Source organism: Paralcaligenes ureilyticus, assembly GCF_004346225.1.
Taxonomy (GTDB): domain Bacteria; phylum Pseudomonadota; class Gammaproteobacteria; order Burkholderiales; family Burkholderiaceae_B; genus Paralcaligenes; species Paralcaligenes ureilyticus.
The window spans coordinates 1-11,946 of the sequence record NZ_SMAJ01000032.1; the positions used below are offsets into that span (position 1 = coordinate 1).

10 protein-coding genes are annotated in these 11,946 nt (G+C 60.0%); 4 read left to right on the forward strand and 6 right to left on the reverse strand.

Annotated elements, in window-relative coordinates; translation table 11 throughout:
• Window positions 1-262: 262 nt before the first annotated feature.
• From EDC26_RS19905 to EDC26_RS19920, 4 genes are all read right to left on the reverse strand, one after another.
• Window positions 263-982: a GntR family transcriptional regulator gene (locus tag EDC26_RS19905; RefSeq protein WP_132586463.1), complete on the reverse strand. Its 720-nt coding sequence runs from the start codon at window positions 980-982 to the stop codon at window positions 263-265.
• A 10-nt stretch (window positions 983-992) separates the two neighbouring features.
• Complete coding sequence (locus tag EDC26_RS19910; RefSeq protein ID WP_132586466.1) at window positions 993-1,196, reverse strand: hypothetical protein; 204 nt, start codon at window positions 1,194-1,196, stop codon at window positions 993-995.
• A gap of 224 nt (window positions 1,197-1,420) precedes the next feature.
• Window positions 1,421-2,392 (reverse strand): 2-dehydropantoate 2-reductase, encoded by a 972-nt coding sequence (locus tag EDC26_RS19915; RefSeq protein ID WP_132586469.1) that lies wholly within the window; start codon window positions 2,390-2,392, stop codon window positions 1,421-1,423.
• A gap of 147 nt (window positions 2,393-2,539) precedes the next feature.
• Entirely contained in the window at window positions 2,540-4,303 is a 1,764-nt protein-coding gene (locus EDC26_RS19920) for a ClcB-like voltage-gated chloride channel protein (protein WP_243700995.1), read from the reverse strand.
• A gap of 298 nt (window positions 4,304-4,601) precedes the next feature.
• Between EDC26_RS19920 and EDC26_RS19925 the strand changes: the two genes are divergently transcribed.
• Both EDC26_RS19925 and EDC26_RS19930 read left to right on the forward strand, forming a co-directional pair.
• Window positions 4,602-5,303 carry a response regulator gene (locus tag EDC26_RS19925; RefSeq protein ID WP_132586475.1) on the forward strand — a complete coding sequence of 234 codons (702 nt, stop codon included), beginning with the start codon at window positions 4,602-4,604 and terminating at the stop codon, window positions 5,301-5,303.
• A gap of 5 nt (window positions 5,304-5,308) precedes the next feature.
• Window positions 5,309-6,709: a sensor histidine kinase gene (locus tag EDC26_RS19930; protein ID WP_132586490.1), complete on the forward strand. Its 1,401-nt coding sequence runs from the start codon at window positions 5,309-5,311 to the stop codon at window positions 6,707-6,709.
• A 7-nt stretch (window positions 6,710-6,716) separates the two neighbouring features.
• Here the strand turns inward: EDC26_RS19930 and EDC26_RS19935 are convergent, their stop codons facing one another.
• Both EDC26_RS19935 and EDC26_RS19940 read right to left on the reverse strand, forming a co-directional pair.
• On the reverse strand, window positions 6,717-7,766 hold the full coding sequence (locus tag EDC26_RS19935) for a cytochrome d ubiquinol oxidase subunit II (RefSeq protein WP_132586478.1): 1,050 nt from the start codon (window positions 7,764-7,766) through the stop codon (window positions 6,717-6,719).
• Window positions 7,763-9,103, reverse strand: coding sequence for a cytochrome ubiquinol oxidase subunit I (locus EDC26_RS19940; protein ID WP_132586481.1), 1,341 nt, complete (start codon window positions 9,101-9,103; stop codon window positions 7,763-7,765). Before EDC26_RS19940 ends, EDC26_RS19935 begins: the two co-directional genes overlap by 4 nt.
• A gap of 113 nt (window positions 9,104-9,216) precedes the next feature.
• Between EDC26_RS19940 and EDC26_RS19945 the strand changes: the two genes are divergently transcribed.
• Complete coding sequence (locus EDC26_RS19945) at window positions 9,217-10,971, forward strand: glutamine--tRNA ligase/YqeY domain fusion protein (RefSeq protein WP_132586484.1); 1,755 nt, start codon at window positions 9,217-9,219, stop codon at window positions 10,969-10,971.
• 41 nt (window positions 10,972-11,012) lie between these two features.
• The gene (gene minC, locus EDC26_RS19950; protein ID WP_132586487.1) at window positions 11,013-11,810 is read left to right on the forward strand and encodes a septum site-determining protein MinC; all 798 of its coding nucleotides are present in this window, start codon (window positions 11,013-11,015) and stop codon (window positions 11,808-11,810) included.
• Window positions 11,811-11,946: the final 136 nt, after the last annotated feature.

Below are 11,946 nucleotides of genomic sequence, written 5' to 3' on the forward strand. Positions count from 1 at the left end.
GCGGAGCCGCGCCAGCGGCGTAGCGAGTTTGGCCCGACGCCCGCCTGGACGAGGCAGATCCGGATCAAGCACGCCGTGCCGGCCCCGCCCCGGCCTCCATAGATGGCGTCTTCAGATACCAACACGTCCAGCCACAAATACCCAAACACCCCATGCCGGATACCGTTGACCAAAAACGCTCTAGCGCACTGTTTGGCTAGTTGCAAGGAGGTTCAGGCGCAGGACAAGCCGGGCTTAGCTCAGCGCCTGCCGCCGGTTTTTCTCAGTCGAGAAAATCGCAATGCGCATCGACATAATCGGCCAAATCGAGTGAGTGCTGGCGAACCAATTGTTCTGCAAGTTCGGTATCGCGTCGCTCCAAGGCTTCGATGATGCGCAAGTGATCGACAATCGAGCGTGACGCCCGATCACTTTGAGAGATGGTCAGCTTGCGGATAGCCCGCACATGCACGAACAGATTCTTGATGGTGTCGAGGATGATCCGCGACTTCGACAGCTCGACGATCGCCTGATGAAACGCAATATTGGCATCGGAGTATTCCGCAATATGCTCGGCCAGCGTGGAATCGCGAAAATCGTCGAACATATGACGCAACACCGCCATTTCCTCATCGGTAGCATGTTGCGTTGCAAGACGTGCGGCCATGCTTTCCAGCGCGCCCCACATCTGAATCATTTCCACGATCTCGCGCTTGGTCTTGCGCTGTATGTAAATGCCCCGGCGTGGAACCGTGTGAAGAAAACCCTCCTGTTCGAGCAGGGTCATCGCCTCGCGAATAGGCGTGCGGCTTACGCCCAGCGCCTCGCTCAGCACCCGTTCGTCGAGCCGCACCAGGTCGTGGGACTGGTAGATATCGGCGTCGGCAATGGCCTGCTTGAGCATCGCATAAGCTTGATCACGCAAGCTCGCCCCAGCGTTGATCGGCTGAAGCGACGACATCAGTGCATTGGATTGGGTCTCGACACGAGGTTCAGCAGACATTCAACTCTCTTTAAATAACGCTTGGGCTAGGAGCCGCCGTTACGCCGTTGTGGTTATCAGGGCTTGCCGACGAAACACCGCCAAGTCCAGCAAAACGCCCTTCATCGGCGCTGGCCAATACGGCCATGGGCAAACGCTCGGCAATCAGACCAGTCATTACAGCACCGGCAGCAATCAACAGAACAGCTAATAAGGCGAGGGATAGCATTTCCATAACGAACTCCAAAAGTGTGATTAGTAAAACCAGCTGATGGAATCATTATATATTGCATCGCACCATATATCAATATTCTGTATCTGATATACCACAGAATTTTCTTATCTCACCATTCCGATCATGAAAATAAGATGGCTACAGACGTCTCTCTCCGTGAATTGCTGGTATACAGTGTACAGCGTGGAAGATGATCACACCTCCCTTATTTCCCTTATTTTCAGTTAGGCCTGGGCCATACGCTGCCGTTGCTTGATCAGCGCCAGCACGATATCTATTGTCGGCGTCGGCATTTGGACCAGACCACCCATCTCTTGTACTACAGTCAATAGAGGGTCGATTTCCATGGCCCGCCCCTGTTCGAGATCCTGCAGCATCGAGGTTTTGTGCGCCCCAACAGCTCCTGCGCCGTCGATACGGCGCTCGGCACTCACGCGAAAACGCGCACCCATTTTTTCCGCGATGCCCTGCGATTCGACCATCATCGACCTTGCCAGCGCCCGCGTACCGGGGTCGCTGGCGATAATGTCGAGCGTGGCGTGCGTCAGGGCGCTGATGGGGTTAAAGCATAAATTACCCCACAGCTTGAGCCATATTTCATCGCGGATATCTTCGCGGATCGGCGCGTCGAACCCCGCCTCGGTCATGACTGCATGCAAACGCTCGATACGCGGCGTACGCTGGCCACTGGGCTCGCCGATCGGGAACTTATTACCATACACATGCTTGATAACACCCGGCGCCGCAATCTCGGCGGCAGGATACAGTACGCAGCCGATCGCCCGTTCCGGCCCCAGCTCTTGCCATTGCCTGCCGCCCGGATCCACGCTTTCAAGCACCGTACCGGACAGATCACCGCCATATTTATAAAAATACCAATAAGGGATGCCGTTCACGCCCGTTACCACGGCAGTATCCGGCCCCAGCAGCGGCTGCATGGCATCCACCACGGCCGGCACGGAGTGCGCCTTGAGCGTTATAAACAGATAATCCTGCGGACCGAGATCGGCCGGATTGGAGGTACAGCGCACTTTCATCGTGTGCTCGACGCCCCCCTCCTGTAATCGCACGCCGTGCTCCTGCATTGCCGCCAGATGCGGCCCGCGAGCCACGAAGCTCACGTCAACGCCAACCGCCGCCAGCTTTGCGCCTATATAACCACCGATCGAGCCGGCGCCATAGATGCAGATCTTCATGCGTTGTCTCCTCATTTGGTATATAGGTTTAATATATTACATACTATATTCCAAGAAAAAACAATACAACCGGGATTTTGACGGGTGGCCATACGGGTCGCCTGTTGACAATCTAAACGACGGGTACCGCACGATCGCATTTCAAATTCAAGGCGTACGCGGCAGGGACCTTACATCGACCATGGCTTCGCCGCTGGCGTCGAGCGATTTTTTAAGCGCGCAATACTTTTCCAGCAACGCGGACTTGTACACCACGCCCAATAAACGGGGCCGGGCATCGCGGCTGACGACCGGCAGGCGTTCTCCCGGATGATTGACGAAAATCCCCTGCGCCTCGTCCAGAGTCATATCGGGATACAGGGGTTTGACAAAATCCAGCCGCAGCACGTCGCCGGCCAGGCGATCCTGCAAGCCCTTCTGATTGATCAGCAGGCTGGTCAGGTCTTGCTGCGCGATCACGCCCTGATACACATTATCCTCATCGACCACATACAGATATTTGACCGGGTAATCCAGGAACATCTGCAAGGCATCGGTGACGGGAGCGCTGGTTTTCACCACCGTGACGGCCGGCTTGACCATCTCGCTTAACTGCGCATGACGCAGGCGAAACCGCAACAAGGCATCGCGTTCGCGCACCAGCACGACCTCGTACATGGACACCTCGGCTATCGCGCGCGATACGAAATAAGCGATAACGCAGGCCAGCATCAAGGGCAACACAATCTGATAGCTAAGCGTCATCTCGAAAATCATCAGGATGGCCATCAGCGGCGCGCCGGTAGCCGCGCCCAGAAACGCCCCCATCCCCACCATCGTGAACAGATAGGGCTCGACCGACAGCCCGGGCCAGAAAAAAACCACCGCCTGGCCAAACAGGGCGCCAAACGCCGCCCCCACGAATATGGATGGGGTAAAGACCCCGCCTACCGCGCCCGATCCAACGGTCAGGGCCGTGGCCAGCACCTTGCACACCAGCATGAGCGCCACCATAGACCAGACCCAATGCGTATGCAGCAGCGAATACACCACGCTATAGCCATTGCCCGCCACATCGGGCACAAAGATCGACAGCAGGCCAAACAGCAGCCCTCCCAGGCCCAGCCGCGCAGGCAGAGGCAGTCCGGTGCGCTTAAATGTCTTTCTGGTCAAGGCCAGGAATTTCAGGAAGTAAGGCGCAGCGACTCCCGACAACACACCCAGGAAAACAAACGGCAACACCTCGATCCCGCCAACTTGAGGCACATTTACCATTTCATAATTGATATGGTAGCTGCCCGCCATGCGCATCACGATATTGGCCGTTGCCGCCGCAATCAGCAAAGGACCAAAGCTTTGCATGGCCATGGTCCCCAGGACGATCTCGGCCACAAACAAGGCGCCGGCAATCGGCGCGCCATAGGCGGCCGCCACGCCTGCGGCCGCGCCGCAGGCCACCAGCAGGCGCAAGCGTGCCGTGCTGAAACTGGTGAAACGCCCGATAGCCGAGGCGCTCAGGGACGCCAGGTGCACCATGGCGCCTTCACGGCCTATCGACCCGCCCGAGGCCACCGTGCATAAAGACGACAGGGAGCGCAGCAGGCCCTGGCGCAAAGACAGGCGGCCATCGCCGATGGCAACGGCCTCCATATAGTCCGAATTGGCGCCCGCCTTGATCTTGGCGGCACCCCACAAAAGGGCGCCCGCCGCGACTCCGCCAGCCATTGGAAAGAGCAAACGGCCATACCAGGGCAAGCCTTCCGTTACCCGGACGATCGAACCGCTATCGCCGGTGACGAGTTGCTGCACCAGCCGCATGCCCTCATGAAAGGCAATGGTGGCAAACGCGCCGAGCACGCCAACCAGCGCCGCCCAGCAAAGCATGGCCGGCAGGTCGGAAAGCCACGAGTAGCCTTCCAGGCGTTTACGCATCGAGGAAACCAAGCTAGCCATCATGCGGGAGGACAATAAAAAATCTGGATGCGAACGATCTTATTCTATTTCTAAAGCAACTGTGTATTTTGTCGGCGTCGCGGGGTTAATTGTTTCATGGCGATCTAATTTGACGGCGGCCTATTGATGACAGCCATGGGGGGTGTCGCGTCTGCGTATTTTGACGGCAGCCACAAGGGCTGCCGCTACATCTGCCGAAAAGGTTCCATTCAAGCATGTATTTCAATGTATTTCGGGGCACTTGCCAGCGAACTCGCGAATCGTCACACTGACGCCCATGGATACACCCTTGATCAAAGTCCTGGTCGTCGATGACGATCCGGCCCTGCGCCAGCTGCTGGCCGACTACCTCAACCGCCACGGCTACGATACGCTGCTTGCTGCCGATGGCCGCGACCTGACGCAACGCATTCAGCGCTATTGCCCCGACCTCATCGTCCTCGATCGCATGCTGCCCGACGGGGACGGCGCAGAAGCCTGCCGCCGCCTGCGGCAGCAGGGCGAGGACATCCCCGTCATCCTGCTCACCGGCCGCGACGAAACCGTCGATCGCGTCGTCGGCCTTGAGGCCGGCGCCGACGACTACGTGGGAAAACCCTTCGATCCGCGCGAATTGCTGGCGCGCATCGAAGCGGTTCTACGCCGGAAAAAAGGCGCGTCGGCGCTGGTGAAAGAACAGGCCATGACGTTCGGGCCTTTTGTGTTCGATCCGGCCACCCGTCAGCTTTATAAAAATCAGGTTCCCGTCAAACTGGCCGGCGGCGAAATCAATCTGCTGGAGGCGTTGATAAAGAATTCGGGCAAACCCCTTTCACGCGAACGCCTGCTGGCCCTGGCCCGCGATGACGACGAAGGCGAGCGCAACGACCGCGCCATCGACATCGCCGTTTTGCGCCTGCGCCGTTCGATCGAAGACGACCCAAAGCAACCGCGCTGGATACAAACCGTCTGGGGTATCGGCTACCGATTTTCGCCTTGACTTCCATGAAATGGCGCTCGATCCTGCCTCTGTCTTTGCGTGCCCGCATGGTTCTGCTCACGCTGGGCACTGTCTTTTTAGTGCAGGCCGCCACCGTCGCTTCGATCAACTACTATCGAAGAAACCTCGCCGAGCGGGTGGCCGTTCAATATACGGTAACCACCATCCGCACCTTGCGCGCCGCGCTCGCCCAGATTCCGGCCGAAGATCGCCCCAACTTCGTGCGCCAGGCCTCGCAGAACGAGTGGCATCTATGGTCGCGCAGCCTGCCTTCCGAAGCGAAAATCCAGGATCGTCCGTTCGCGCAGCATGGGCCACGACGGGGCCCGTCGGAAATGCCCGGGGACATACGGCGCGAATTGCGGTTTTTTGTTCGCGCCCTCAACGTCAGGCTGCACGACGGCACCCGGGTGGCCTTATCCAGAGAACAGCCACCGCGGCTGTTCATCTCTTTGGCACCGAACCCCGGCGAAGACGACACGCGACAGAATCGTGAATGGCTGGTGATTCCGCTGGATCACATCGCGCCGTCCATCTCTACGCCGGCGGTCATTATCTGGCTGGGCGGCCTGGGATTGTTTCTGCTGATTTCGGCCATATTTTCCTGGCATATTACACGGCCTCTCACGCGCCTGGCCGATGCCGCCGACCAACTGGCCGCGGGCCAGCCGCAGCGGGTCATCCCGTCGGGCCCTCGGGAAACGCGCATACTGGGCGAGCGCTTCAACGCCATGCTCGACGCTCTGGCAGAATCAGGCGCCGTTCGCCGCACCCTTCTGGCCGGGCTGCCTCACGATCTGAAGGGTCCGCTATCGCGCATGTGGCTGCGCATTGAATTGGCCGGCGAATCGACCTTCACAGAAGGCATGCGGCGCGATATCCAGGACATGCAGCGCATGATCAACCAGTTCATCGGTTTCGTGCGCGGCACCGACCCCGGCACGTACCACTTCGCCCCTCTGGCATTGAATGTCTGGCTGGAAGAACAGGCCTCTGCCTGGGAAAGCGCCGGCAGCGCAGTCCAACTGACACGGCTATGGCCCACGCCTTTGGCCATCAACGCCGATCGTGTTGCCCTCGGACGCCTGCTCGACAATCTGGTTACCAACGCACTGAACCACGGCAAGCCACCCGTCGAGATCGCACTCACCGCCGAGGACAACCAGGCCATCATCAGCGTGTCCGATCACGGCACCGGCATTTCACCCGAGCGGCGCAGCGAAGCGCTGCGGCCCTTCTCGCGGCTCGACGAAGCCCGCACACTGACCGGCTCGGTAGGCCTGGGGTTGGCGCTGTGCGACGCCATTGTCCGCGCCCACGGCGGCACCCTGGTGCTTGGGCAGGCTCCAAGCGGAGGGCTGGATGTCGTGGTAAGGTTGCCGCTCGTGCCGGCCGCCGGCGCGTGACCGGCCGCTATGCCTTGAATTTTGGAGGCGTAAAGGGTCGCGACAGGCCAAACATGCGCCAGTAAACCCAGATATTGAAAATCAGGGCAACCGGCAAGGCAATCACCGTCGCCGACAAAATCAGACTCAACGAAGATACCGAAGCGGCCGCATCCCAGATCGTAATGTTATCGAGCACCAGATACGGGAAAAAACTGTAGCCCAACCCGCCCAGCGTCACCAGAAAAATCAGCAGCGCCACAATGAACGGAAAGGCGGTCGTACGGTAGCTGGAGTTCACCATCCGCTGCAGGCACATTTCGATCGACACAAAAGCCACCAGCAGAAAACCCCACATGCCGACCACCACCGGCCACGCAGGCCCATCGCTCCATTTCAGAAATACGCCCGCATTGGCAAAAGCCAGCACCACCGATATTCCGACGGCGCCGGCTGCCGCCCAGCGGACCGTCCTTCTTCCCCACATCACGGCGCGCATACGCAACTCGCCGGCTTCACGCATAATCAGCCAGGCCGCGCCCAACAGGCAATACGCCGCCACCGCGCATACGCCGATGAATACCGAGAACCAGAGGTAGCCCGACTGAGACTGATAGGTCACCACCAATTGCCCCAGTAAAAACCCATGAGCCAGGGCCGTGATCAACGAACCCAGGGTAAATCCGGAAAGCCAGCGCGATTTCATTTCAAGGGGCGCGCGCAGGCGAAACTCGAAGGACACCGAACGCAGCATTACACCCAGCGCGAGTACGCACAAGGGCAAATAAAGATTGCCCATGACACTGCCCCAGGCATTGGGAAACGCCGCAACAAAGAGGCCCATGCCCAAAAACAGCCAGAACTCATTCGCATCGCGCCAGGGGCTAAGGAGCGACAGCATGCGCGGGCGCAAGTCGTGCGGCGCAAACAGCGTCAGGCACCCTACCCCGATATCGAAACCATCCAGAATCGTGCCGGCCACAATCACCACGAACAATACGGCCATAAAGGCCAGCGGCATCCAGAACGCGGGATCCTGGGGGCTCATTCCCAGCGATGCGGCCAGCGACACAATCATGCCCGCCCCCTGCGCCGGGCCACCGGCACCACGCCATAACGGGCGATATGCCGCAAGAGCTGGAGAAAGCCCAGCATCAGCACTGCATAAAACAGTAAATAAGCCACGCCGGCTCCCAACAGAACGGCCCAGTCCGTCGAGCTTGCGATCTCGCTGAGCGTGACGGTCTGGTTGACGGCGTAGGGATACAAGCCAAACAGGGAATACGCCAAGCCGGCCAGACTACCCACCCATCCCGAGAACATCATCAGGCGCAGGAACCGGCGCCACCGCTCGGACAACATGCCCGGATCATATTCTTTTTTGCGCACGCGGAAATACGTCAGCCAACTGGCCACGAGCATTAGCAAACCCACGATCACCGTCAACCGAAAAGACCAGAAAACAAGGGCGACCGGCGGGCTCTTCCCCGAGAAGCGATCAAGCCCCTGCAACTGTCCCTTGCCGTCTCGCCCAAGCCAGCGGCCACCTGCATGGCCCCATTCCCAGGCATACAGATTGCGCTGGCTGGCCGCATCGGGCCAGCCGAACAAAACCAGGCTGGGCTGCACGCCCGAGTGCCAGTAGGCGGCTGTAGCGGCCGCCTTGGCAGGCTGATGCCGGGCAATGACGCCGGCGGTGCCCCATCCGGCGGCCCCCTGCAACAGGACCGCGGCCATGGCCATGATCAGCGCCATCTTGAATACCAGGCGCTCGCTTTCATCGAGCGGCCGGCGCAACGTCTGCCCGGCCGTCACGCCCAGCATCAAAAAGGCCACCGTCAGGGCCGCGCTGATCGCGAAGAGGGCCGCATACCAGCCCGCCGAAGGATTGAACAGTACGTCCATCCAGCTAATGACATGGTATTGGCCGTCGATCATATTGGCGCCGCCGGGCGTTTGCATCCAGGATAGCAAAACCACCATCCACCAGGCGGCCAGCGTAACGCCCACCGCCACCATAAACACCATCAGCGTGTGCACGCGATCGGACATGCGATTCTGACCAAACAGCATGGCGCCCAGAAAACAGGATTTGAAAATAAAGGTAGTCACGATCGCGGCCGCGAGCAAAGGGCCGGCGATTTCGCCGATTTTATCCATCAGGCTGGGCCACAGGCTGCCGAACTGAATCAACACCGGCATGCTGGAAGCAAAGGTCAGGATGAAGGCCAGTGCGAAGACACGCACCCAGAATCGATAGGCGGCCGTCCAGGCCGGCTGCTCCGAGCGATGAGCGCACAGTTTGAAAAACAGCAATACCCACGCCAGGCCCAGTTCGACCACCAGGAACAGCGACAAAAAACCCAGGCTGAGGAAAAACTGGATCTGGGATAGCCAGAGAGCAGAGTTCGTCATGATGGGCGCTAGTGTAGAGCCTCTTTACCGTCTTGTGACGTCGGCGGCTCAGCAAAACGGACGGAACGTGGCAAAATGCTTACTTTGCAAGACACTATTTCTGCATAGCCCGTATGACCTCAACCCCTGCTTCACCCCCCTCAAATTTCTTGCGCTCCATTATCGACCACGATCTGGCCAGCGGCCGCTACGCCGATAAGCGCTGGGCCGGCAAGCCCGGCCCGGCCGGCGTCCAGGCGCAGGGTTCGCACGACTCTGCGCGAATCCGCACCCGCTTCCCACCCGAGCCCAACGGCTACCTGCACATCGGCCATGCCAAAAGCATCTGCCTGAACTTCGGCCTGGCGCGGGACTACGGCGGAGCCTGCCACCTGCGCTTTGACGACACCAACCCCGAGAAAGAAGAAGACGAATACGTCCGCACGATTATCGATGCGGTGTCCTGGCTGGGCTTTACCTGGGAACACCAGGGCGAGTCCAACTGCTATTTTGCAAGCGATTACTTCGCCTACCTTTACCAGTTCGCCGAGGCGCTGATCGAGTCGGGCGACGCCTATGTCGACGAACAAAACGCCGAGCAAATGCGCGCCACGCGCGGCACATTGACCGAAAAAGGCGTCAATTCGCCCTGGCGCGACCGGCCTGCGGCCGAATCGCTGACTCTGCTGCGCGAAATGCGCGACGGCAAGCATCCCGACGGCAGCCTGGCGCTGCGGGCCCGCATCGATATGGGCTCGCCCAATATCAATTTGCGCGATCCGGTCCTCTACCGTATCCGCCACGCCAGCCATCACCGCACCGGAAACGACTGGTGCATTTATCCCATGTATGCCTGGGCGCATCCGGTCGAGGACGCGCTCGAAGGCATCACGCACAGCATCTGTACGCTTGAATTCGAGGACCAGCGGCCGTTCTACGACTGGATCCTGAACAAGCTCGCCGATCTGGGGCAGTTGCGGCGGCCGTTGCCGCGTCAATACGAATTTGCGCGCCTGAACCTCACCTATGTGATCACCAGCAAACGCAAGCTCCTGCAACTGGTGCGCGAAGGCCATGTTCAAGGGTGGGACGATCCGCGCATGCCCACCTTGGTGGGGCTGCGCCGGCGCGGCTTCACGCCCCAGGCCATACGCCTGTTCTGCGAACGGCTGGGCGTGTCCAAGTCCGACTCGCGCATCGACTACAGCCTGCTCGAACAAGCCCTGCGCGACGATCTTGACCCACAGGCGGCCCGTACTGTCGCCATCCTCGACCCGGTCAAGCTCATCATCGACAACTATCCGCAAGATCAAACCGAGCCGTGCCACGCGCCGATCAACCCGCATCGGCCCGAAGACGGACAACGCGAATTTTCTTTTTCACGCGAATTGTGGATCGAACGCGACGATTTCCGCGAGGACCCGCCCAAGAAATACTTCCGGCTGTTTCCCGGCAATACCGTACGCCTGAAATACGGCTACATCGTGACCTGCACCGGTTGCGTGAAAGACGAGCAGGGCCGCGTCGTAGAGGTTCACGCCGAGTATCTGCCGGATACCAAAAGCGGCACACCCGGATCCGATGCGGTCAAGGTCAAGGGCACGATTACCTGGGTCAGCGCGCAACACGCCGTCGCGGCCGAAGTGCGCCTGTACGACAGGCTGTTCGCCGATCCGCATCCCGACGCAGGCGACAAGGACTTTCTAACGGCCCTCAATCCGGATTCCCGCCGGGTCGTCAACGCCTGGCTCGAACCCGGAACCCGCGCCCATCCCGGGGCGGTCTGGCAATTCGAGCGGCTGGGCTATTTTGTCGCGGACCGTATCGACTCTTCGCTTGAAAGGCCTATTATCAACAGGGCGGTCACGCTCCGGGATTCATGGGCATGACCCGCCATTAAAACGATTCCATTTTTTGCAAAAGACAATCTGTGAGCGACTCATCTACCAACCACGACGGCCCATTGGCACTGGATTTCAAAAGCGCGACGCTTTATGCCGTGCGCGTGGTCTTGCACCGTCTACCCATGCAGGATCTGATCGACGCGCTGGAGCGGCGCATGAGCGATGCCGGTTCATTTTTTGAAAACGAACCCGTCGTCATCGACGCCTCGGCGATCGAAGAGCCACTGGATTGGGCTCCCCTGATCAGCGCCCTGCGCAAGCATTCGCTCTACCCGATCGGCGTCATGGCCCAGACTGTGAATGTGTCATCGGCCAGGGACCAGGGCCTGACCTGCGTCGATCTGGCCCATCCGACCCCGCGCCCCACCACCAGCCCGGCGCCCGACAAGGAAGTGCCGGTCGTGGCTCCTCCCAAGACGCCCTCTTCGGGCGGCAAGGCCGCCGCGGCGGCGACCGCCACGCCCGAGACCGGCATACCCGCCATCGCGCCGGCCGCGATGGTCATCAACCGGCCCCTGCGTTCGGGGCAGCGCATTTATGCGCGCAATACCGACCTGATCGTCATCGGCATCGTCAACCGCGGCGCCGAAGTGATCGCCGACGGCAACATCCATGTGTATGGGCCGCTACGCGGCAAGGCCATGGCGGGCGCCCGCGGCGATACCAGCGCGCGTATCTTCACGACCCACCTCGATCCCGAGCTGCTGGCCATTGCCGGGGTCTACCGGGTCATTGAAACCCAACTGGAACCCAAGCTGCATAATCAACCTACCATCGTGCAGCTTGAGGGCGAAGCTTTGCGGATCATTGCTCTGGGCGATTGATTCCACTTCTAAATCAATCGTGCAGGTTGTTTGTCGGGTTCTTAAGACGCCGCAGGGCGAGGGGTGGGTACCGTCCGGTCCGTCCAGCGGTCGTGGCGCTACGCGCCCCGACTGCCCGGGTCTGCCTCGTCCAGGC